Raw genomic sequence first — 22,630 nt, 5'->3', positions numbered from 1 at the left:
GGCGGGGCGGATCAGTGCTCGGCCGGCGCGGTGCGGGACCTTCCCAGGGTAGTGGCCGCGACGATCGCGGCGATCGCCACGAGCCCGGCTCCGAGGAGCGCCGTCACGGTGACACCCGCGTCGAAGGCGTGGGAGGCGGCATCCCGCACCGCGTCCCCTACGGCACCGCCGAGGGAGTCGGCCGTGTGCATCGCGCCGGCCAGGGTCTCGCGCGCCGCGTCGGCCGCAGCGTCCGGCACCTCGGCGGGAAGCACGAGCCCGGTGCGGTAGAGCGACGTGAGAAGACCTCCGAGGACAGCCGTGCCTAGCACGGCGCCGAGCTCGTATGCAGTCTCCGAGACGGCGCTCGCGGCGCCGGCCTTCTCGGGCGGAGCGCTGGAGAGGATCAGCTCGTTCGAGACGGTCTCGGCCATGCCGATCCCGATGCCGAGCGCGACGAAGGCCCCGACGATGGCGCCGAGGCTGTCGCTGCCGGCGACGACCGCGATGACGACGTAACCCCCGATCGAGAGCACGAGCGCACCCGGCACGACGATCCGCGGCGGGAAGCGCTTGGCGATCGGCACCACGACGAGTCCCGCGACGATCATCGCGGCGAGCCCCGGCACGAGGGCGAAGCCCGCCTGCATCGGGGTGAGCCCGACGATGAGCTGCAGGTGCTGCGCGACGAAGAAGAGGAAGCCGACGAGCGCCACGACGCTCAGCAGGTTCAACAGGAGAGCGCCGGTGAAGGTGGGGCGGCGGAAGAGCCGCATGTCGAGCATCGGCGTATCGGCGCGGAGCTGCCGACGGACGAACAGGATGCCGAAGCCCGCGCCGGCGGCGAAGAGCGCCCCGACGGTCGCGCTCAGCCCGTGGACGGCGACCTCCTTGATGCCGTAGACGATCGGCACCATCGTCGCCAGCGACAGCGCGATGCTGACCGGGTCGATGCGACCGGGGTGCGGGTCGCGGCTCTCGGGGACGAGCAGCGGTGCGAGCACGAGGAGCGGCACCAGCACCGGCACGGCCATGAGGAACACCGAGCCCCACGCGAAGTGCGCGAGGAGGAACCCGCCGACGATCGGCCCGAGCGCCGAGCCCGCCGAGAACATGGAGGCCCAGATGGCGATCGCGAGCCGGCGCTGGTCGCGATCGGTGAAGATGCTTCGCAGGAGCGACAGGGTCGACGGCATGAGCATCGCGCCGAAGACCCCCATGCCCGCGCGCGCGGCGATGAGCCACGCGGCGCTCGGAGCGAACGCCGCGAGTGCCGAAACGACGGCGAACCCGGTGGCGCCGAGGAGCAGCATCCGTCGGCGTCCGAACCTGTCGCCGAGCGTGCCCATGGTCACGAGCAGGCTCGCCAGCACGAGCGGGTAGGCGTCGATGATCCACAGCTGCTCGGTGCCCGACGGCTCGAGGTCGAGGGCGATCTGGGGCAGGGCGAAGCTGAGCACCGTGTTGTCGACCGAGACGAGCAGCACGGGCAGCATGAGTACGACGAGCGCGGCCCAGCCGCGCCAGCCGACGCGCTGCGACCGTTCGTCGGCGATCCGGAGTTCCTGCGTGAGAGTCATCATTCCTATACCGTCCAGCCGGTATAGTAACAGGTTCGCCGGACCACTGTCGATACGATCGAGGCCATGAGCCGTCCTCCCCTCGCCCGCGAGAAGGTGCTGGACGCCTTCGAGCAGATCCTCATCGAGGAGGGCGAGCGGGCGGCGACGATGGATGCCACGGCCCGCGCGGCCGGCGTCTCCAAGGGTGGTCTGCTGTACCACTACGGCACGAAGGAGGCGCTCGAGGCGGCGGTGGTCGATCGGCTCCACGAGCTCGTGGACGAGGACGTCGCCACGATGGCCGCGGCGCCGGAGGGGCCCATCGCCTACTTCCTCCGATCCTCCGCGATGGAGAACGACCCGCTCGACCGGGCGATCCTCGCCTCATCGCGGCTGGCCCAGGGCGGCAGCACGGCTGCCGCCGAGGCGCTGCGCGGCATCCGCGACCGATGGGCGGACGCCCTCCGTTCCGAGACCAAGGACGAGGCGGCGCTCGACCTTGTGATGCTCGTGAGCGACGGCCTCTACTTCAACAACGCGCTCTCGGGCGGAGCGATCCCCGGCCCCGTGCCGCGCGGGCGCGCGATGGACGCACTCGTCGAGCTGGTCGAGCGCGCGGCCCGCGCCTGAGGCACAGGGCCCGGCGCGGCAGCGATCAGACCTCCGCGATCTCGATCTGGCGGAAGAGGTCGGCGCCGACAGCCTTGCGCATCTCCTCGAGGATGTCGTCGGGCACGGGCGAGTCGACCGTCAGGACGGAGAGCGCGCGGCCGCTGGCATCGGGGTGCGCGACCTGCAGCCCCGCGATGTTGATCTGAGCGTCGCCGAGCTCCTTGCCGTAGATCGCGACGATGCCCGGGCGATCGGCGTAGCGCATGACGACGTGGTACCGCTCGAAGGGCACCTCGATCTCGTAGCCGTTGATGCCGACGACCTTCGGCACCATGCGGGTTCCCGCGAGCGTCCCCTCGACTGTGAGCGTCGTGCCGTCGGCCAGCGTGCCGCGGAGGATCGTGATGTTGCGGTAGAGCGGGCTCTCGGCTTCCACGATGAGGCGCGTCTCGATACCGCGCTGCTCGGCGAAGAGAGGAGCGTTCACGTACGAGACGTTCTCGCTCACGATGTTGGTGAAGATGCCCTTGAGCGCCGCGAGGCGGTAGACGCTGACGTCGTACGCGGCCAGCTCGCCGCGCACCTCGATGTCGAGGCTCGTGAGGGCCGAGTGCGAGAGCCCTGTGAAGAACTGGCCGAGCATCTCGACGAGCGCGATGCCGGGGCGCACGAACGGGTCGATGACGCCGCCTGCCACGTTGACCGCGTCGGGCACGAGGTCGCCCTCCAGGGCGAGCTTCACCGACCGCGCCACCGAGACGCCGGCCTTCTCCTGCGCCTCGTCGGTGCTGGCGCCGAGGTGCGGCGTGACCACGACGTTCGGGAGGGCGGCGAGCCGGGCCGCCGCCGTGTCGGGCTTGGGCGGCTCGCTGGTGAAGACGTCGAGGCCCGCGCCGGCGATCTCGCCGTTCGCGAGCGCCGTGAGGAGCGCTTCCTCGTCGATGAGTCCCCCTCGAGCGACGTTCACGACGTATGCCGACGGCTTCATGATCTTGAGCTGCGGCTCGGAGATCATGCCGGTCGTCTCGGGCGTCTTCGGCATGTGCACCGTCACGAAGTCGCTCTGGGCGAGCACCTCGTCGAAGGGCAGCAGCTCGATGCCGAGCTGCTGGGCCCGGGCGGGCGTCACGTAGGGGTCGTAGCCGACCACACGCACGCCGAACGCCTTGAGGCGCTCGGCCACGAGGGCGCCGATCCGGCCGAGACCGAAGATGCCGACGGTCTTCTCGAAGAGCTCGGTGCCCGTGAACGAGCTGCGCTTCCACTGTCCGCCGGCGAGCGAGGCGTGGGCTGCCGGGATGTGACGGGCCAGGCTCAGGATGTGCCCGACCGTCAGCTCGGCCGCCGAGATGATGTTGGAGGTCGGCGCGTTCACCACCATGACGCCCGCGGATGTCGCAGCCTTGATGTCGACGTTGTCGAGTCCGACGCCGGCGCGCGCGACGACCTTGAGCGCGGGGGCGGCGGCGATCGCCTCGGAGTCGATCCGGGTGGCGGACCGGATGAGAACGGCGTGCGCGTCGGCCAGAGCCGACAGCAGTGCGGGACGGTCGGTCCCGTCGACGCTGCGCACGTCGAAATCGGGGCCGAGGGCGTCGATCGTGGCGGGTGAGAGTTCTTCGGCGATCAGGACGACGGGCTTGGACACGGCGGAAGACCTTCGAAAGCGGTGCACGAGGGCAGAGGCGGTGGAATGCCGCGCCGCACGTCGTCGGGGCGGGCTGTGTCAGCCTACCGTGACGGCGGCAGCCGTCCCGACCGTGTGACGCCGCCGGAGTCAGCCTCCGTAGAGGGCGCTGGATGCCGCGGCATACGCGAAGATGTTCAGCCAGAATGCCGCGACGAGGCCGAGACCGGTCAGCAGCACGAGGGCGAACTGTCCGGCGCTGCGCTTCCAACCGATCGCGAACGCGCCCCCGAAGACGACGAGCGGGAACACGATCGGCAGGAGCAGGACGAACCAGCCGTACCCGGTCAGGCCCTCGACGCCGCTCGCCTGCTGCACGAGGAACGCGAGCGCGGTCCAGACGACGTAGGCGTACAGCAGCAGGAAGACGCCCGCGATCGTCGCGATGAGCCAGACGGGCAGGACCGGACCGCGCCGGGACGACGCGACGGCGCTCACAGGAACGCTCCCGCCAGCACGAAGGGCCACGGGACGAGGAGCACCGCGCCCGCGGCCAGCAGGGTGAAGCGCAGCCACGAGGGCTTGCCCGCCGTCAGCCAGAACACCGACGCGAACCACAGGGGCAGCGCGAGCACGGCGAGCCACAGGGTGACCTGGAACGCGATCGGCTCGAGGAACAGCTGAGCGACCAGCTGAAGCCGGGCAGCCCCGAGCAGCCAGCCGAGCGTCAGCAGCAGGTAGACACCGGCGAAGATCCCCACGCCGACGAGCGCGGCATTGCCCATGGACGCGGGCGCATCTGCGTCGGCGGCGCCGGACGAGATCTCCGCGTCGGCCGCATCCCTGCCGGCGCCCCGGCCTTCGCCCGCGCCGGCGAGGGACTCGCTTCCTCGGCCGACGGCGGTGTATCCCTCGGGGAGCACGACGGTCTCCGAACCCGGCGAGGACGAGGCATCCGTCGTCGCATGCCCCGGAGCCGGGGCCGGCCGGGAGGTCGCACCGACCTCGAGCGTCGGGTCGTCGTCACCGTCCCACGTGAGGGCGTCGTCGTCGCGTCCGGAGGTCACCAGCCCAGCGTAGCCGCGGCCATGCGGCGCGCAGGGGCGGACAGCGCTACTCTCGGCACGAGAGGCGTCGCCGCAGACGCCACAGGGGGTGATTCGCATGTGCCGCTGGCTGGCGTACGCGGGCGAGCCGCTGCAGCCGTCCACGCTGATCCTCGAGACGAAGCACTCGCTCGTCGCGCAGGCGCTCAACTCGCCGCTCGGTTTCGAGACCGTCAACGGAGACGGGTTCGGCATCGGCTGGTACGGGAAGGATGCCGCGCCCGGCGCGCCGCCGGCGCTGTTCCACAGCATCGAGCCGGCGTGGCACGACGAGAACCTGCGCGAGCTCACCCAGGCGATCGAGAGCCCGCTCTTCCTCGCCCACGTCCGGGCCGCCGCCGGGCCGCCCATCCAGAAGACCAACTGCCACCCGTTCCGGCACGGGCACTGGCTCTTCATGCACAACGGAGCCCTCGCGCACTTCTTGCGGATGCGGCGCGACCTGATGCTGGAGATCGACCCCGAGCTCTTCCCGCACGTGCGGGGCACGACGGACTCCGAGGTGCTCTTCCTCCTCGCCGTGACGCATGGGCTGCAGGAGGATCCGGTCGCGGGTCTCGGCCGAGCGATCCGCCGCGTGGAGGAGGTCGCGCAGCGACACGGGATCGCCGATGCCGTGCAGGGTACGTTCGCCGTCTCGGACGGACGCACCCTGTGGGCCTTCCGCTACTCGACGGCGCACCGGTCCCGGACCCTGTTCCATTCGGTGGACATGACGTCGCTGAAGGAGATGTATCCCGCGAACGATCGGCTGGAGGTCTTCGGGGCGAAGGCGCGGGTGGTCGTCTCCGAGCCTCTGAGCGACCTGCCCGGCGCCTTCGTCGAAGTGCCGGAGTCGACGGTGACGATCCTCGACGCCGACGACTTCCGGACGGAGCCCTTCCTGGCCGGTTGACCGGTCGGCCTCACCGGCCGGCGCGTTCTCCGGCGAGCCGGTCGCGCTCCTTCGAGATGTCCTCCTGGATCAGACCGGCCGCCGACGACGGGTGGAGGCGCTCCCGCTCGGCGGCGATGTCCTGCTGGATCAGCTGCACCGACGACGACGCGGTGCGCGACGTTCTCGCGAGATCGATCTGCTGCTCGATCTGCAGGGAGGCCGACAGCTGGCCGGCGCCGTGCGCGACGGGATGGACGAACTCGGTCCGCTCGGCGGTGCTGCACGCGGCGAGCGAGCCGACGAGGGCGACGATGACAGCCGCCGTGAAGACCTTGCGGGTGTTGCGTGTGGTGTTCATGACCTCAGGGTCCTGCGCCGCGGTACTGTCGCCGTCCGGCGCCGGTACTGCGCCGGTACTGCCCCTTCGCGGCATGCATTGACGGGGGCTTCCGGCAGGGTCACACTGCGTTCATGGCCGTCGATGTGCTCGGCCCGCTGGAAGTCGACGCCGGTCCCCTTCCGCGGCGAGAACGAGCGATTCTCGCCACGCTGATCGTGCGCCGCGGCCTCCCGGTCGAGCCGGGCGAGCTCGCTGATGCCGCATGGGGCGAGCGGCCGCCTGCGACGTGGCGGCAGCAGGTGAAGACCGCCATCGCGGAGATCCGGGCGCGGCTCGGGCACGACGCCATCCAGACGGTCTCGGGCGCATATGTGTTCACGGGAGAGCCGGCATCGATCGACGCGGTGCGCTTCGAGGAGCTCGTGCACGAGGCCCGGGAGCGGGCCGTGCGCGGAGAACCCGATCGCGCGGTCGACGCGTACCGGCGAGCCCTCGCCCTCTGGCGCGGCCGCGCGTTCGCGGACGTGACCCAGTGGCCCCCCGGCGTCGCCGAGAGCTCCCGGCTGGAGCAGATCCGCGTCAGCGCCGAGGAAGAGCTCCTCGAGATGCGGCTGGCAGCAGGGGATGCGCGGTCGGTCGTGCAGGATGCCGAGCGACTCGCCCGGGCGGAACCCCTCCGGGAGGACCGATGGGCGATCCTCGCCACGGCCCTGTACCAGAGCAACCGCCAGGCGGACGCCTTGAACGCGCTGCGACAGGCTCGCGAGCAGCTCGACGTCGAACTGGGCATCGACCCCGGACCGCGTCTTCGAGCGCTCGAGACGGCGATCCTCCGCCAGGATCCGCTGCTCGCGCCGCCCGTGCGCAGCGAAGCCGCCGACGGAGCCTGCCCGTGGGTCGGCCTGCGCCCCTTCGACTTCGACGACGTGGACCTGTTCTTCGGTCGGGCAGCCGAGGTCGCCACGCTCGTCGAGCGCGTGCAGCCCGGGGCGGTCGCCACCATCACCGGACCGTCGGGCTCGGGCAAGTCCTCGGTGCTGCGGGCAGGCGTCGTGGCGGCGCTTGCGGACCTCGGTCGCATCACGCGTGTCGTGCATCCGGACGAGGCGGGCATCGCGACTCTCCGTGCGGCGGTTTACGGCGGCGTCGCGGTGGACGTCGCGGCCGTCGACCAGCTCGAGGAGGTGCTCCGTCTCCCCTCCGACGGTGCGGAGAGCTTCGCCACCGCACTGCGCGACTACCTCGACTCCGGCGGCGCCGTGGTCACCACCATCCGCTCGGACAGCCTCGATGCCGCGAGCGTGCTTCCGAGGGTCGGTCCGGCGATCGGCCGCGAGGTGCTCGTGCTGGGTGCCCTGTCCCCCGAGGGGCTGCGCGCCGCCATCGAGGAGCCGGCGCGGCGGGCGGGGCTGCGCCTTGAAGCCGGACTGGTCGAGCTGCTGATGCGGGATGCCGGGGACCGGCCCGCCGTGCTCCCCCACCTCTCGCACGCGCTGGTCGAGACGTGGGCGCGCCGCGTCGGGTCCACCCTCACCGTCGACGGCTACGAGAACTCGGGGGGAATCGCGGGGTCGATCGCGCAGTCGGCGGAGGAGTGCTACGAGTCCCTTCCGGCGGGCGACCGTCCGGTGTGCCGCGCGGTGCTTCTCCGACTCGTCGATCGCGGCCCGGACGGTGTGACCGGCAGGCGCCGCGTGCCGACGCGGTCGCTGTTGGAGGATGCCGCGCGCAGGCGCGTCGTCGAGGACCTGGTCGCCGCGCGACTGCTCATGATCGACGGCGACAGCATCGTGATCGCGCACGAGGCGGTCGCCTCCGCCTGGCCGCGCCTGGACCGGTGGCTCGACGACGACGCCGAAGGCATGCGGCTCCTCCGTCGCGTCGAGGCCGACGCCCTCGCGTGGGACGCGGCGGGAAGGCCGGCCGACGAGCTGCTGCACGGCGCCCGCCTGCAGGCGACCCTCGACTGGCGGGAGCGCGCGGCTCCCGACCTCACGGGGGTGGAGCGCGCATACCTCGACGATTCCGTCGCGCTCGCCGACCGCGAGCGTCAGGAGCTCGAACGACGGGCCGAGGGCGATCGCCGGCAGAACCGCCGCCTGCGGTGGGCGCTCGGCGGGGCGGCCGGCCTCCTGTGCGTCGCCCTCGTGTCGGGCGCGATCGCCGTCGTGCGGGGCGACGACGCGCGGAGGGCCGAGGACGACGCCCGCATCGAGGCCCTGGCAGCCAGTGCCGCTGCGCTCGTCTCCTCCGATCGCGATCTCGCCGCGCTGATCGCGGCGGAGCTCCACGAGCGCTTCCCGGACGACCCGCGCGGCCGGGCCGCCCTCTTCACGGTCCTCTCGGCGCCCGACAGCCCGACGGCGAAGATCTCGTTCGGCGCGGGCGTCCGGCTCTCCGCCGCCGTCATCCCCGGCACCGACGAGATCCTGGCCGTCACCGACGACCCGAGCGACGGCCGAGCCCGCGCGGAGGTGTGGAATGGCCGGACGGGCGAGCGGGTGCGGACGCTTTCCGCGGAACTGCCGAGCAACCCGACATCCCGCTCGGGCGCCGTGCACATCGACCCATCGGCTCGCACCGCGATCGTCCTCACCCCGGCGTGGATCGCCCGCCGTGAGGGCGACTGCTGCACGACCTCGGTGACGCTCCTCGATCTCGCCTCCGGGCTGCCGGTCGGACCCACGCAGGAGACCCGCTGGCTGGCCGACTCCGATGCCGCCTTCAATGCCGACGGCTCGTGGGCTGCGGTCGGCAACGCGCGGTCGAGGCATCCGATCTGGGTGGACCTGGAAAGCGGGACGCCGACCTCCGCGTCGGCCGTGTCGAATGAGGGACCGCCCGGAGACGAGCACCTGGGTGGCGTCGCGACTCTGCCCGACGGCGCGATCGCCGTTGCCCGACAGCGGGGCGTCGACATCTATGACGCCGCCGCGCGCAACCTCGTGCGGTCATGGGACCGACCGGAGCAGGTCATGCAGTGGAGCCTGGCGGTCGACGAGGAGGGGATGCTCCTCGGCTCCGGTCGGGACGGCATCGGCCGCATCGACCCGGCCGATGGCTCGGCTCTCTGGGTCCGCGAAGACGTGGACCGGTGCGAGTCGATCGTGCCGGTCCCCGGCGAGCAGTCGTTCATCTGCCTCGGGACGGTCTCGTGGGAAGGCCGCCTCGAGGACGGGATGCCGACCGGGAGGCGCTTCGAGTCGCACGCGTCCGCTCTGCGTCGGGCGGAGGTGTCAGCCGACGGAGCACTCGTCGTGGTCAGCGACCGGCCGGGATCCTTCGCGCAGCGTTTCCCTCTCGACGGCACCGGCCCGTTGACCACCCGGGTCGCCGACGGCCGGGTGGCGGTCGACGGATTCATCGACGAAGGGGCGATCGTGACCCGCCTCCCGAGCGCCTCGTACGACCCGAGCGTCCTCGACGAGACGGTGTGGGATCTCGAGGCCGATCGGAGCATCGGACCGAGCGCGCATCACATCGATGCCGTGGGTCGAGGCGTCGTGGCGCGCTGGGGCGAACGATACGTCACGCCGCCGCTGTCGGACGTGCCCGGCTCCCGCAGTTGGGCCATCGAGGGAGAGACCATCACCGCGGTCGACCTCACTTATCCGGTGCCTGGAGGCCCCGGTCCGCTCTCCTTCGTCCTCTACAACGACTGGATCGCGGCCTTCGACCCGGCGACGGGGCAGGCCGCGGGCTCCGCACTCGATTTCGCCGAGAAGGATCTGACGGACTCTTTCAACCTCCTCTCCGTCAATGAGATCCCCGGGCAGGAACGAGCCGTCGTCACGTGGCGGGACCGTCACGAAGCGCAGTCCTACACCGGCGTCTACGACCTCCGCACGGGTGAGGAGATCGCCCGCGGGCTCGAAGGGGACACCGCATCCATCCCCCTGAACGACGGGCGGATCGTCAGCGCGAGCGCCAACGGGCTGCGTCTGAGCTCGCCCCTCCTCCAGCCGATCCTGACCGCCCCCAAGCCGATCGCCGCGGGCGCGGAGTTCGAGTTGAGCGACGACGGCAGGACGCTGCTGCTGACCGGCAGCGGCGGGGTGGCCCTGTACGACGCCGAGACTTTGCGCAGTCTCGGCGGCACCACCACCGTGCAGCCGGACCGGGGCTTCGCCGCCCTCCCGGCCTCGGGCGTCATCGTGGGTCCGGGCGCGTACCTGAGTCCGAGCGGGACCCGGATGGTGACCGACCTCGCCGACGGCGTGCTCCTGTGGGATCTCGATCCCGATCGGATGGTGGATGCCGCCTGCCGCATGGTGGGCCGCGACTTCACACCGACGGAGTGGCGCACGTACTTCGGCGACGCGGAGCAGACGCCGACGTGTTCAGGAGAGGACGGGTGAGGGCCGTCAGTCGAAGATGCGCAGCGTCAGGGACTGCCACGTGACCGGTCCGACGATGCCGTCCGCGGGGGGCGCGAACATCGTCTGATACTCCCTGACGGCGGCATCCGTCATCGAACCGAAGCCGCCGTCGACCGCCAGCTCGCCGGGGAGCAGTGTCTGCAGCGCCTTGACCGCCTCGCCCTCGTCGCCTTGGCGGACCTCGACGACGATCGCCGGCCAGTCGAGCTGGCCCAGCGTCGTCGAGATGTCCGACGCGCGCAGCGTCTGCTGATAGGCCGAGACCGCGGCGCCGCTGGCGGGTCCGAAGACGCCGTCGGGGACGATCGAGGCCCCGTGCGCACGAAGAAGGTGCTGCGCGGCGAGGACGCGCCAGTTGGTCGCCTGCGAGAATCCCTCCTTGACCAGCGGCCAGGGGCGGGGACCGGGTGACGCCGTGCTCAGGAACGACCACGTCTCGCGCCCCGCGATGCCGTCCAGCGTGAGTCCCCACGACTCCTGGAAGAACTCCACGTGCTCCTCGGTGCGCGGGCCGTACTCTCCGTCCACGGTGAGGGCCGTGTCGCCCGGCGATCGCAGCAGCCGGAACTGCTGAACGGCGCGCACGGCGTCGCCCGTTGCCCCGGAACCTGTCTGCATGACGAGCTTCGGCCATGTGACCGGCCCGACGATCCCGTCCGTGGGAAGCCCGTCGGTGGTCTGCAGGTCGACCACGCGCGCCCGCGTCTGCGGTCCGAAGATCCCGTCGGGATCGACGCCGAAGCCGCGTGCCCGCAGAAGGTACTGGATGCCGGCGACGACCGGCCCGCTGTCGCCCTGCCCGATCGTGGTCCACGGCTCGACGTTCATGAGTGCTCCTTTGCCCGTTTCCCCCGGATCGGAGCGATCCCCCTTCGCGAGCATAGGGGCGACCGGCAAGGTGCGCGACGAGAGGGACCGGCCGCCGTCCCCCCGGATGGGGAGGACGACGGCCGGAAGAAGCCGTGCGGATGTGCCCGGCTGGTCTGGGGCGAGGTCAGCGCGCGGCGGAGCCCTCGGTGTAGTCGGAGTCGCTCTGCTTCCACGCGAAGAGGCCGCGCAGCTCCTTGCCGACCGCCTCGATCGGGTGCTGCGCCTCCTTCTCGCGCAGCTCGGTGAACTCGGCGGCGCCGTTGTCCTGGTCGGCGATGAAGCGCTGAGCGAAGGCGCCCGACTGGATGTCGGCAAGCACGCCCTGCATGTTCTCCTTGACGTGCGGGTCGATGACCCGCGGGCCGGAGACGTAGTCGCCGTACTCGGCGGTGTCCGAGATCGACCAGCGCTGCTTGGCGATGCCGCCCTCCCACATGAGGTCGACGATGAGCTTCAGCTCGTGGAGCACTTCGAAGTAGGCGATCTCGGGCTGGTAGCCCGCCTCGGTGAGCGTCTCGAAGCCGTACTGCACGAGGTGCGACATGCCGCCGCAGAGCACCGCCTGCTCGCCGAAGAGGTCCGTCTCGGTCTCCTCGGTGAAGGTCGTCTTGATGACGCCGGCGCGCGTGCCGCCGATGGCCTTGGCGTACGACTTCGCGACGTCCCACGCCTGGCCCGAGGCATCCTGCTCCACCGCGATGATGTCCGGGATGCCGCGGCCTGCGACGTACTCGCGGCGCACGGTGTGGCCCGGCGCCTTGGGGGCGACCAGGATGACGTCGACGCCCTCGGGCGCCTGGATGTAGCCGAAGCGGATGTTGAAGCCGTGCGCGAAGGCGAGCGTCTTGCCCGGGGTGAGCCGGTCTTTGATGAAGTCGTTGTAGATCCCGCGCTGGTGCTGGTCGGGCGCGAGGATCATGAGAAGGTCGGCCCACTCGGTCGCGTCGGCGACGTTCTTGACCTCGAAGCCCTCGTCCTGGGCCTTCTCGGTGGACTTCGAGCCCTCCTTGAGGGCGATGACGACCTCGACGCCCGAGTCGCGCAGGTTCTGCGCGTGGGCGTGACCCTGCGAGCCGTAGCCGACGATGGCCACCTTCTTGCCCTGGATGAGCGAGAGGTCGGCATCGGCGTCGTAGAAGATTTCAGCCATGGTGATGTGTGTCTCCTTACTGCGGTCCCCGAGCGTGTCGAGGGGTCGTGGTCCGGCCCGTGGACGAGCTCGGGATCCGGGGGTTGATATGGTCAGCCGCGCAGGACGCGCTCGGTGATGCTCTTGCCGCCGCGCCCGATCGCGAGCAGTCCGGACTGCGCGAGCTCCTTGATCCCGAAGGGCTCCAGCGCGCGGAGGAAGGCCTCGACCTTGCCCTTGTCGCCGGTCACCTCGACCACGAGCGCTTCGGGAGCGTAGTCCACGACCTGGGCGCGGAAGAGGTTCACGACCTCCAGGATGTTGGAGCGGCTCGCGTTGTCGGCCCGCACCTTCACGAGCATGTGCTCGCGCTGGACGGATGCCACGGGCTCGAGCTCGACGATCTTGATGACGTTGATGAGCTTGTTGAGCTGCTTCGTCACCTGCTCGAGCGGAAGCTCCTCGACGTCGACGACCACCGTGATGCGCGAGAGACCGGGGACCTCGGTCACGCCCACCGCGAGCGACTCGATGTTGAAGCCGCGACGGGCGAACAGCCCCGCGACGCGGGTCAGCAGACCCGGCTTGTCCTCGACGAGGAGGCTCAGCACGTGGCTCGGCATGGCTCAGTCCTCCTGTTCGAAGGCGGGCGCGTGGTCGCGCGCGTACTGGATGTAGCTGTTGCTCACGCCCTGCGGGACCATCGGCCACACCATGGCGTCCGCGCTGACGACGAAGTCGATCACGACCGGGCGGTCGTTCGTCTCGAGCGCCGTCTGGATCGCGGCATCCACGTCCTCCTCCTTCTCGACGCGGATCGCGAGACAGCCGTACGCCTCGGCGAGCTTGACGAAGTCGGGGATGCGGATCGTGCCGTGGCCCGTGTTGAGGTTCGTGTGCGAATAGCGGCCGTCGTAGAAGAGCGTCTGCCACTGACGCACCATGCCCAGGGAGGAGTTGTTGATGATCGCGACCTTGATCGGGATGTTGTTGATGGCGCAGGTGGCGAGTTCCTGGTTCGTCATCTGGAAGCACCCGTCGCCGTCGATCGCCCAGACCACGCGGTCGGGCTCGGCGACCTTCGCGCCCATCGCCGCCGGCACTGCGTAGCCCATCGTCCCGGCGCCGCCGGAGTTGAGCCACGAGTTGGGGCGCTCGTACTTGATGAACTGCGCGGCCCACATCTGGTGCTGGCCGACGCCCGCCGCGTAGACGCCCTCCGGCCCGGTCAGCGCGCCGATGCGCGAGATGACGTGCTGCGGCGAGAGCAGGCCGTCGCTCGTCGGCGCGTAGCCCAGCGGGAACTCGTCGCGCAGGCCGTCGAGGAACGACCACCACTCCGAGATGTCGGCCCGGTGGGCGGCGACGCCGCGGAAGGCGCCCTCGAGGTCGACGAGCACCTCCTTCAGGTCGCCCACGATCGGGACGTCCGCGCTGCGGATCTTCGAGATCTCCGCCGGGTCGATGTCGACGTGCACGACCTGCGCGTCGGGGGCGAAGAGCGCGGCCTTGCCGGTGACGCGGTCGTCGAAGCGCGCGCCGAGCGCGACGAGGAGGTCGGACTCCTGGAGCGCGAGCACCGCGGGGACGGTGCCGTGCATGCCCGGCATGCCGAGGTGCTGCGGGTGCGAGTCGGGGAATGCCCCGCGAGCCATGAGGGTCGTCACGACCGGCGCGTTCGTCGTCTCGGCCAGTGCCAGGAGCTCGGCCGAGGCGTGGGCGCGGATGATGCCGCCGCCCACGTAGAGCACGGGCTTCTTGGCCGACGCGAGCAGCTGTGCCGCGGCCTGGATCTGCTTGCCGTGCGCCTTGGTGACGGGGCGGTAGCCGGGGAGGTCGATCTTGGGCGGCCACACGAACGGCGCCTGCGCCTGCTGAGCGTCCTTCGTGATGTCCACGAGCACCGGGCCCGGCCGTCCCGTGCTCGCGATCTCGTACGCCGCGGCGATGGCCGCGGGGATCTCCGCGGCGTCCTTGACGAGGAACGAGTGCTTCGTGATCGGCATGGTGATGCCGACGATGTCGGCCTCCTGGAACGCGTCGGTGCCCATGAGGTTCGAGAACACCTGGCCGGTGATCGCGACGATCGGCACGGAGTCCATGTAGGCGTCGGCGATCGCGGTGACGAGGTTCGTGGCACCGGGTCCGGAGGTCGCGATCGCGACGCCGGTGCGGCCGGATGCCGCGGCGTAGCCCTCGGCGGCGTGGCCCGCGCCCTGCTCGTGCCGAACCAGGATGTGACGGATCTCGGACGTGTCCATGAGCGGGTCGTAGACGGGGAGGATGGCGCCGCCGGGAAGGCCGAAGACGTCGGTGACGCCGAGCATCTCGAGCGACTTGACGACGGCTTCCGCGCCCGTGAGCACGGGCGCAGGCGCGGACGCGGTGCGGGCAGGCGGCCGGGGAACGGCCGTGACGGAATCGGCGGACATGATCGGACCTTCGTATCTGATGGGTCGCGTAGCGAGCGGCGGCGCGGCTGCTCGAACGCAGGGGTGCTGAGGACTATCCCGTGGTCGCGCCCTCGGAGGCGGAGCGCACCAGACGGGAGTACTTGGCAAGGACGCCACGGGTATAGCGCGGAGGGAGGGGCTCCCAGCCCTGGCGGCGGGAGCTCAGCTCTGCCTCGTCGACGAGTAGGTCGAGAGTGCGAGCCGCGATATCGACCCGTATCAGATCACCATCGCGCACGAAGGCGATGGGACCGGCGTCCACCGCTTCGGGTGCTATGTGGCCGATGCACAGGCCGGTTGTGCCGCCTGAGAATCGTCCGTCCGTCAAGAGTAGTACATCTTTTCCGAGGCCTGCGCCCTTGATGGCGGCCGTGATCGCGAGCATCTCCCGCATCCCGGGGCCGCCCTTCGGACCCTCGTATCGGATGACGACGACGTCGCCCGCGGCGATCCGCCCGGCCTCGAGCGCATCCATCGCGGCGCGCTCGCGCTCGAAGACCCGGGCGGGGCCCTCGAACACGTCGCCGTCGAAGCCGGCGGACTTCACGACAGCGCCCTCGGGGGCGATCGTGCCGTGGAGGATCGTGATCCCGCCCTTCTCGTGGATCGGCTCGTCGAAGCGGTGGATGACCGTGCCGTCCACCGGGTCGGGGTCGAGCGCGCGGAGGTTCTCGGCCATCGTCCTGCCCGTGACGGTGAGGGCGTCGCCGTGGATGAGCCCCTCGTCGAGCATCGCCTTGAGGATGACGGGGATTCCGCCGTGGCGGTCGACGTCGTTCATGACGTACCGGCCGAAGGGCTTCATGTCCGCGACGTGCGGCACCTTGTCGCCGATGCGGTTGAAGTCGTGGAGCGACAGCTCGACGTCGGCCTCCCGCGCGATCGCGAGGAGATGCAGCACGACGTTGGTCGAGCCGCCGAGCGCCATCGCGAGGGCGATCGCGTTCTCGAACGCCTCCTTGGTGAGGATGTCCCGCGTCGTGATGCCCTGCCTCAGCAGATTCACGACGGCCTCGCCGGAGCGGTGGGCGAAGTAGTCGCGGCGCCGATCCGCCGAGGGCGGGGCGGCCGATCCCGGCAGCGAGAGGCCGAGCGCCTCCGCGACCGACGCCATCGTGTTCGCCGTGTACATGCCGCCGCACGCGCCCTCGCCGGGCGCGATGGCGCACTCGATGCGCTTGAGGTCGGCCTCGCTCATCTTCCCGGCGAGGCACGCGCCCACGGCCTCGAACGAGTCGATGATCGTGACGTCCTTCTCGGTTCCGTCGCTGAGCTTCACCCAGCCGGGCGCGATCGAGCCGGCGTAGAGGAAGACGCTCGACAGGTCGAGGCGGGCCGACGCCATGAGCATGCCGGGGATCGACTTGTCGCAGCCGGCGAGGAGCACGGAGCCGTCGAGCCGCTCGGCCATCATGACCGTCTCCACCGAGTCGGCGATGACCTCTCGCGAGACCAGCGAGAAGTGCATGCCCTCGTGGCCCATCGAGATGCCGTCCGACACCGAGATCGTTCCGAACTGCAGAGGGTAGCCGCCACCGGCGTGGACGCCTTCCTTCGCGCCCTGCGCGAGGCGGTCGAGACTCAGATTGCAGGGCGTGATCTCGTTCCAGCTCGACGCGATGCCGATCTGGGGCTTGTCCCAGTCCGCGTCCCCCATGCCGACGGCGCGAAGCATGCCGCGCGACGTCGTGGCCTCGATGCCGTCGGTGACGACGCGGCTGCGGGGTTTGATGTCGATCGCGTTCTCGTGCTCTGCAGGCGGCTGGGGCATGGTGTGAAGTCTATTCCCGCGCTGGGAACCCCCGACGCGCGGGAGCCTACGCGCGCAGGGCCGCCCGCCGTCGCGCGAGATCCGCGAGGAACTCGGCCATCGCGGGGATGTCGGCGACCAGGACCCGCGCTGCGGTGGGTCCCGTCCCGACGTGCACGCCCACGTCGCCCGCGGCGAGGCTGCGAAGCGCGTCCTCGTCGGTCACGTCGTCGCCGGCGAACAGCACCGCCGTGGCTCGCGTGCGCTCGCGCAGCGCCGCCACGGCGGAGTCCTTGCCCTCGTGCCGGAACGAGAACTCGACGATGTTGTGCCCCGTGCGGCGACGCCAGTGCGGCGCCTCCGCAGCGACGATCCGGTCGACGCGGCGGTTGGCGGTGTGAGCCGCCGCGGGGTCGGCCCGGCGGGTGTGCACGCCGAAGCCGAAGGTCTTCGGCTCGATCCACACGCCGTCGAGATCGCTCGTGACGCGTTCCGCATCCGCACGCAGGCGGTCGCGCAGCTCGACGTCGGCGGCGTCGTCGGCGGGTTCGACCCGTCCTTCGCCGGGGATCCAGAACTCCGCGCCGTGCGAGCCGGCGAGCCGGATGCCGGAGTCATCGTCGTGCTCGGCGATGACCCGGAGGTCCGTGAGACTCCGGCCGGACACGAGCGCCACGAACGTGTCGGGAAGGGCGACGAGCGCCTCCACGGCATCCCTCGCCGCGGGGAGCATCCGCGCGTCCATCGGCTCGTTCTCGAGCGGAGAGAGCGTGCCGTCGAAGTCGAGCGCGGCGAGGAGGCGAGGAGTGGCCGCGAGCTCGTCGAGGGCCGCATCGGCGCCGCTGCCCGTCATACTCCGGCACCCTCCTTCGCACGACGCACATCGTCGAGGGCGCTGAGGAACGACCGCGACCACGCCGCGATGTCGTTCTCCGTGACCTTGCGACGCAGGGCCCGCATCCGGCGGCCCTGCTCGGCGGTGGGCATCTCGACGGCGCGCATCATGGCGTCCTTGAGACCACCGATGTCGTGCGGGTTGATGCGGATGGCGCTTCCCAGCTCGTCCGCCGCGCCCGCGAACTCGCTGAGGATGAGCACCCCGCGGTTGTCTGTGCGACTCGCGACGTACTCCTTGGCGACGAGGTTCATCCCGTCGCGGAGCGCCGTGACCAGCATGATGTCGGCTGCCAGGAAGAGGGCGACCATCTCCTCGCGGGGATACGCCTGGTGGAGATACCGGATGGCGGTGTGGCCCACTGTGTCGTGATCGCCGTTGATGCGCCCGACGGTGAGCTCGATCTCGTCGCGCAGCTGGATGTAGGCCTCGACGCGCTCCCTGCTGGGGCTCGCGACCTGCACGAGGGTCGCATCCTCGACCGAGAGCCGGCCGTCTTCCAGGAGCTCACCGAAGGCCTTCAGGCGATGACGGATGCCTTTGGTGTAGTCCAGGCGGTCGACGCCCAGGAAAACCGTCTTCGGGTTGCCGAGGCCCTCGCGGATCTCGGCCGCACGGGCCTGGATGTCGGGCCGCGCGGCCAGTTCCGCGTACGACGACGCGTCGATCGAGATCGGGAAGGCCTTCGCCAGCGCGAGGCGCGTCGTGCCGTCGGGCTGCGGGACGCGGATGCCGGAGGCCCGCGTCTCGTACCGGAGCTGCCGGCGGACGGCACGGGCGAAGTTCGAGGCATCCGTCACCCGCTGGAATCCGATCACGTCCGCGCCGAGGAGCCCCTCCAGCACCTGCCTGCGCCACGGCAGCTGCGAGTACAGGCCGTATGCGGGGAACGGGATGTGATGGAAGTAGCCGATGGTGAGGTCGGGCCGCGCCTCGCGCAGCAGCTGCGGCACGAGCTGCAGCTGGTAGTCCTGCACCCATACGGTCGCTCCTTCCGCCGCGACGGAGGCAGCCGACTCCGCGAATCGCCGGTTGACGCGGACGTACGCGTCCCACCACACCCGCCGATAACGGGGCGCCGCGATGACGTCGTGATAGAGCGGCCAGATCGTGTCGTTCGAGAAGCCCTCGTAGTAGTCCTCGACATCCTCGGCGCTGAGCGCCACCGGCACCAGGTGCGTGCCCTCGAACTCGAACGGCTCCACCTCGATGCCGGGCTTGCCCGGCCACCCGACCCACGCGCCGTCCGCGCGCCGCATGACGGGTTCGAGCGCCGTGACGAGGCCGCCCGGAGACCTGCGCCACTCCTCGTCGCCGTTGTCGGCGTCGGGAACGCGGTCTACGGGCAGTCGGTTCGCGACGACGACGAGATCAGCCAGTGACACATTCGCTCCGGTTTCGTATGGGTGACGCCAGGCTAACAGCGGGCTCGCTCCGGCTCGGGGGGCGTGTCGCCCGGCGCCCGCGTATGCTAGGGCACCTCCTCGGCCGGGGGAAGGTCCGCGTCCGGCCCGTGCGAGAGACGACCCCGGCCCGCTAGCGTGGTCGCCATGCGCAAGTACCTGTTCGGCACGGGCATCCTCACCGCGATCGCCGGTGGAATGACGCTGTTGCGCGCCCTTCGCAACGACGCGCCCTTCACGTGGCGGGTCGCACTCGGCTGGGCCTCGTGGGCGATCTCCCTCGCTCTCGCGATCGGCGCGATCGTCGACGTGCGGCGCGCGGAGACCGGCCGCGGAATCGATGCCGACTCGCCCGTCGCCGGCAAGCAGGCGCAGCTCGCCGAGCGCCGCACCCGTCGCAAGCTGCGGGATTCGCACATCGCGTAGCGACTCCGGCGGTTCACCGCCCGAGCGTGATCTCGTAGTGCACGAAGCCCGTGCCCGTCGCCACCCGGTCGTAGAGCGCGCGGGCCGTCGTGTTCGCCTCGTGCGTGAGCCAGTACACCTTGTGGCTCCCCCTCGACTCGGCCCATGTGCGCACGTGCTCGATGAGCGCGCGGCCGACTCCTCCGCCGCGCGTGGCCGGGTCCACGAAGAGATCCTCGAGGTAGGTGTACGTCGTGGTCGTCCACGTCGCGGGGTGCGCGAGCCAGTGCACGAGCCCGACGGCTCGGCCGGCGGCATCCCTCGCGATCGCCCCGTGAAGCTCGTCGCCGGCCACGAGGCGCGCGAACGTCGACTCGGTGACCTCGTCGGCGATGGATGCCTCGTAGAACGCCAGGTAGCCGTGCCAGAGCCCGAGCCACTCGGCGTGGTCGGTGGAGGTGAGGGGCGCGATCGTCGTCACGCGCTCGACGCTACCGCGCCCCTCCTCGATCCTCAGCGGGTGAGGATGAGCGCGTCGCCCTGGCCTCCGCCGCCGCACAGCGCGACCGCCGCCGTCCCCGTGCCGCGTCGCACGAGTTCGTGGACCGCGTGGACCACGAGCCGGTTTCCCGACGCGCCGATCGGGTGGCCGATCGCGATGCCGCCGCCGTGGATGTTGACGACGTCGTCGGAGAGTCCGAGCTCGGCCTGCGACCGCGCGACGACCGCGCCGAACGCCTCGTTGATCTCGACGATATCGAGGTCGGCGGTCCGGATGCCCTGCTTCTCGAGGGCCTTCTCGATCGCGCGCGCGGGCTGCGCGTGCAGCGAGTTGTCGGGGCCGGCCACCTGACCGGCAGCTCCGACGACGGCGAGCACGGGCCAGCCGTGCTCGTCGGCGTGCGAACGCGTCGTGAGGACGACGGCGGATGCGCCGTCGGAGATCTGCGACGAATTGCCGGCAGTGATCGAGCCGCCCTCCGCGAAGGCCGGCCGAAGACCGGCGAGGGTCTCGACGGTCGTGTCGGGACGGATGCCCTCATCCTTCGTCAGGACGACGGGGTCGCCCTTGCGCTGCGGGATCGTGACGGGCACGATCTCGCCCTCGAACACCCCTTCGTTCTGCGCTGCGGCGGCGCGCTGGTGCGAGCGGGCGGCCACAGCATCCTGCATCTCTCGAGTGATGCCCAGCCCGCCGTTGTGGCGCTCCGTCGACGCGCCCATGCTCTCCCGGTCGTAGGCGTCGGTGAGGCCGTCGTACGCCATGTGGTCGAGCACCTCCACCGAGCCGTACGCCCACCCGTCCCGGGAGCCCATCAGGAGGTGCGGAGAGCGGGTCATGGACTCCATGCCGGCCGCGACGACGACCGTCGCGTCGCCGAGCTTGAGCATGCGCGCGGCGTCGATGACGGCGGTGAGCCCCGAGAGGCACACCTTGTTGACCGAGCTCGCGTGCACATCCCAGCCGATTCCGGCACCGACGGCGGCCTGGCGTGCGGGGTTCTGACCCGACCCGGCGGGCAGCACCTGGCCCACGAGGACGGCGTCGACCGCCTCCGCGGGGATGCCGCCCTTCTGGAGCGCGCCCCGGATCGCGATCGATCCGAGCTGCACCGCCGTGAGCGGGGCGAGCTGTCCCTTCAGCCGCCCCTGCGGCGTGCGCGCGGCGGCGACGATGACGATGTCGTCCTGGTTCATGCCTCGATCCTCTCTCCGACGCGGACGATGAGCTCGGGCTCCGTCGCCGCGAGCACGTCGTCCACGCTGACGCCGGGCGCGAGCTCGACGAGCACGAGACCCTCCTCGGTGACGTCGATGACGGCGAGGTCGGTGATGATGCGGTCGACCACCCCCTTGCCGGTCAGCGGCAGCGAGCACTCGTCGACGATCTTGGCGGAGCCGTCCTTCGCTACGTGCTCCATCAGCACGATGACCTTGGCCGCCCCGTGCACGAGGTCCATGGCGCCGCCGGGTCCCTTCACCATCTTCCCCGGGATCATCCAGTTGGCGAGGTCGCCCGTCTGCGAGACCTGCATGGCGCCGAGGATCGCGGCGTCGATCTTGCCGCCGCGGATCATCCCGAAGCTCGTCGCGGAGTCGAAGAACGCCGCTCCCGGCAGGGTCGTCACGGTCTCCTTCCCCGCGTTGATGAGATCGGGATCGACGGCATCCTCCGTCGGGTACGGACCGACGCCGAGGATGCCGTTCTCGGACTGCAGCACGACGGTCACCCCCTCGGGCACGTAGTTCGGCACGAGGGTCGGCAGCCCGATGCCGAGGTTCACGTAGGCGCCGTCGCCCAGCTCCTGTGCGGCGCGGGCAGCCATCTCGCTGCGGGTGAGGGCCATGGTCATGCTCCTTCGGGGATGTCGCGGCTGAGCGCGTCGGCCACGGAGACGGTGCGGCGCTCGATGCGCTTCTCGATGTCGGCGCCGACCTCGACGATGCGGTGCACGTAGATGCCGGGCAGGTGGATGCTGTCGGGGTCGAGCTCGCCGGGCTCGACGAGCTCCTCGACCTGGGCGATGCAGATGCGTCCCGCCATCGCGGCGAGCGGATTGAAGTTGCGCGCGGACTTGTTGAAGACGAGGTTGCCGTGACGATCGCCGCGGAGGGCGTGGACGAGGGCGAAGTCGGTGACGATCGACTCCTCGAGCACGAACTCGCGCGGCTCGCCGTGCAGGTCGAAGGTGCGGACGTCCTTTCGGGGCGAGGCGACCGCGATGCCGCCCTGACCGTCGTACTTGCGGGGCAGGCCGCCCTCCGACACCTGCGTGCCGACGCCCGTCTGCGTGTAGAACGCCGCGATGCCCGAGCCGCCCGCACGGAGCTTCTCGGCAAGAGTCCCCTGCGGCGTGAGCTCGAGCTCGAGCTCGCCGGAGAGGAACTGGCGCTCGAACTCCTTGTTCTCCCCGACGTAGGAGGAGGTCATCTTGCGGATGCGCTTGGCGTTCAGCAGCACGCCCAGGCCCCAGTCATCCACTCCGCAGTTGTTGCTGACGATGCTGAGATCGGTCGTCCCCTGCGCGAGCAGCGCCTCGATGAGGGCGATGGGATTGCCGGAGAGGCCGAAGCCTCCGACGGCGAGGCTCGCGCCGTCCGGGATGTCGGCGACGGCCTCCGCCGCAGACCCGACGGTCTTGTCGATCACGTGTCACTCCTTCGTCGCGCGTCGATCGCCCGCGGGTGGGCGGGCGGATCCCATCCTCCTCCGCGCCTTCCGGGCGAGCTGCAGCACAGCTT

Annotated in this window: 20 protein-coding genes; 4 read left to right on the top strand and 16 right to left on the bottom strand. The window is 70.8% G+C overall.

Going from position 1 to position 22,630, the window contains the following annotated elements:
• Positions 1-11: 11 nt before the first annotated feature.
• The gene (locus EV279_RS10570) at positions 12-1,562 is read right to left on the bottom strand and encodes an MFS transporter (RefSeq protein WP_133543285.1); all 1,551 of its coding nucleotides are present in this window, start codon (positions 1,560-1,562) and stop codon (positions 12-14) included.
• A gap of 63 nt (positions 1,563-1,625) precedes the next feature.
• Here EV279_RS10570 and EV279_RS10565 point away from each other — a divergent pair, with 63 nt between their 5' ends.
• Positions 1,626-2,171 carry a TetR/AcrR family transcriptional regulator gene (locus tag EV279_RS10565; protein WP_133543283.1) on the top strand — a complete coding sequence of 182 codons (546 nt, stop codon included), beginning with the start codon at positions 1,626-1,628 and terminating at the stop codon, positions 2,169-2,171.
• A 25-nt stretch (positions 2,172-2,196) separates the two neighbouring features.
• On the opposite strand, the gene serA is transcribed toward EV279_RS10565, so the two are convergent.
• The 3 genes from serA to EV279_RS10550 form a co-directional block, all read right to left on the bottom strand.
• Complete coding sequence (serA, locus tag EV279_RS10560; RefSeq protein WP_133543281.1) at positions 2,197-3,801, bottom strand: phosphoglycerate dehydrogenase; 1,605 nt, start codon at positions 3,799-3,801, stop codon at positions 2,197-2,199.
• Positions 3,802-3,930: 129 nt separating this feature from the next.
• The gene (locus EV279_RS10555; protein WP_133543279.1) at positions 3,931-4,278 is read right to left on the bottom strand and encodes a bacitracin resistance protein; all 348 of its coding nucleotides are present in this window, start codon (positions 4,276-4,278) and stop codon (positions 3,931-3,933) included.
• Complete coding sequence (locus EV279_RS10550; RefSeq protein WP_133543277.1) at positions 4,275-4,847, bottom strand: DNA polymerase III subunit gamma/tau; 573 nt, start codon at positions 4,845-4,847, stop codon at positions 4,275-4,277. Before EV279_RS10550 ends, EV279_RS10555 begins: the two co-directional genes overlap by 4 nt.
• Before the next feature lie 97 nt (positions 4,848-4,944).
• Here EV279_RS10550 and EV279_RS10545 point away from each other — a divergent pair, with 97 nt between their 5' ends.
• Complete coding sequence (locus EV279_RS10545; protein ID WP_133543275.1) at positions 4,945-5,781, top strand: class II glutamine amidotransferase; 837 nt, start codon at positions 4,945-4,947, stop codon at positions 5,779-5,781.
• A gap of 10 nt (positions 5,782-5,791) precedes the next feature.
• On the opposite strand, the gene EV279_RS10540 is transcribed toward EV279_RS10545, so the two are convergent.
• Positions 5,792-6,121, bottom strand: a complete 330-nt coding sequence (locus EV279_RS10540) for a hypothetical protein (protein ID WP_133543273.1) — start codon at positions 6,119-6,121, stop codon at positions 5,792-5,794.
• Positions 6,122-6,234: 113 nt separating this feature from the next.
• Here EV279_RS10540 and EV279_RS10535 point away from each other — a divergent pair, with 113 nt between their 5' ends.
• Positions 6,235-10,461, top strand: a complete 4,227-nt coding sequence (locus tag EV279_RS10535; RefSeq protein ID WP_133543272.1) for a BTAD domain-containing putative transcriptional regulator — start codon at positions 6,235-6,237, stop codon at positions 10,459-10,461.
• Between the two features lie 6 nt (positions 10,462-10,467).
• Here the strand turns inward: EV279_RS10535 and EV279_RS10530 are convergent, their stop codons facing one another.
• From EV279_RS10530 to EV279_RS10500, 7 genes are all read right to left on the bottom strand, one after another.
• Positions 10,468-11,310 carry a peptidoglycan-binding protein gene (locus EV279_RS10530; RefSeq protein ID WP_166644504.1) on the bottom strand — a complete coding sequence of 281 codons (843 nt, stop codon included), beginning with the start codon at positions 11,308-11,310 and terminating at the stop codon, positions 10,468-10,470.
• Between the two features lie 166 nt (positions 11,311-11,476).
• Positions 11,477-12,502 (bottom strand): ketol-acid reductoisomerase, encoded by a 1,026-nt coding sequence (ilvC, locus tag EV279_RS10525; RefSeq protein WP_133543268.1) that lies wholly within the window; start codon positions 12,500-12,502, stop codon positions 11,477-11,479.
• A gap of 92 nt (positions 12,503-12,594) precedes the next feature.
• The gene (ilvN, locus tag EV279_RS10520; RefSeq protein ID WP_133543266.1) at positions 12,595-13,104 is read right to left on the bottom strand and encodes an acetolactate synthase small subunit; all 510 of its coding nucleotides are present in this window, start codon (positions 13,102-13,104) and stop codon (positions 12,595-12,597) included.
• Positions 13,105-13,107: 3 nt separating this feature from the next.
• On the bottom strand, positions 13,108-14,913 hold the full coding sequence (locus EV279_RS10515; RefSeq protein WP_133543264.1) for an acetolactate synthase large subunit: 1,806 nt from the start codon (positions 14,911-14,913) through the stop codon (positions 13,108-13,110).
• Positions 14,914-14,986: 73 nt separating this feature from the next.
• Positions 14,987-16,705: a dihydroxy-acid dehydratase gene (gene ilvD, locus EV279_RS10510; RefSeq protein ID WP_133543261.1), complete on the bottom strand. Its 1,719-nt coding sequence runs from the start codon at positions 16,703-16,705 to the stop codon at positions 14,987-14,989.
• 46 nt (positions 16,706-16,751) lie between these two features.
• Positions 16,752-17,537 carry a trehalose-phosphatase gene (gene otsB / locus EV279_RS10505; RefSeq protein WP_133543259.1) on the bottom strand — a complete coding sequence of 262 codons (786 nt, stop codon included), beginning with the start codon at positions 17,535-17,537 and terminating at the stop codon, positions 16,752-16,754.
• Complete coding sequence (locus EV279_RS10500) at positions 17,534-18,964, bottom strand: trehalose-6-phosphate synthase (RefSeq protein WP_133543257.1); 1,431 nt, start codon at positions 18,962-18,964, stop codon at positions 17,534-17,536. Before EV279_RS10500 ends, otsB begins: the two co-directional genes overlap by 4 nt.
• Before the next feature lie 165 nt (positions 18,965-19,129).
• On the opposite strand from EV279_RS10500, the gene EV279_RS10495 reads away from it, so the two are divergent.
• Positions 19,130-19,408, top strand: a complete 279-nt coding sequence (locus EV279_RS10495; protein ID WP_133543255.1) for a hypothetical protein — start codon at positions 19,130-19,132, stop codon at positions 19,406-19,408.
• Between the two features lie 13 nt (positions 19,409-19,421).
• Here the strand turns inward: EV279_RS10495 and EV279_RS10490 are convergent, their stop codons facing one another.
• The 4 genes from EV279_RS10490 to EV279_RS10475 are packed head-to-tail and all read right to left on the bottom strand — an operon-like array spanning position 19,422 to position 22,538.
• Entirely contained in the window at positions 19,422-19,868 is a 447-nt protein-coding gene (locus tag EV279_RS10490; protein WP_133543253.1) for a GNAT family N-acetyltransferase, read from the bottom strand.
• A gap of 32 nt (positions 19,869-19,900) precedes the next feature.
• Positions 19,901-21,085, bottom strand: coding sequence for an acetyl-CoA C-acetyltransferase (locus EV279_RS10485; RefSeq protein ID WP_133543251.1), 1,185 nt, complete (start codon positions 21,083-21,085; stop codon positions 19,901-19,903).
• On the bottom strand, positions 21,082-21,735 hold the full coding sequence (locus tag EV279_RS10480) for a CoA transferase subunit B (RefSeq protein WP_208109515.1): 654 nt from the start codon (positions 21,733-21,735) through the stop codon (positions 21,082-21,084). Before EV279_RS10480 ends, EV279_RS10485 begins: the two co-directional genes overlap by 4 nt.
• Before the next feature lie 2 nt (positions 21,736-21,737).
• Entirely contained in the window at positions 21,738-22,538 is an 801-nt protein-coding gene (locus EV279_RS10475; protein ID WP_133543249.1) for a CoA transferase subunit A, read from the bottom strand.
• Between the last annotated feature and the right edge of the window lie 92 nt (positions 22,539-22,630).

Origin of the sequence: Microbacterium sp. BK668 (assembly GCF_004362195.1) — a bacterium.
GTDB lineage: Bacteria > Actinomycetota > Actinomycetes > Actinomycetales > Microbacteriaceae > Microbacterium.
The sequence above is the reverse complement of the archived record's forward strand: the minus strand, read 5'-3'. Positions and strand labels throughout refer to the sequence as shown.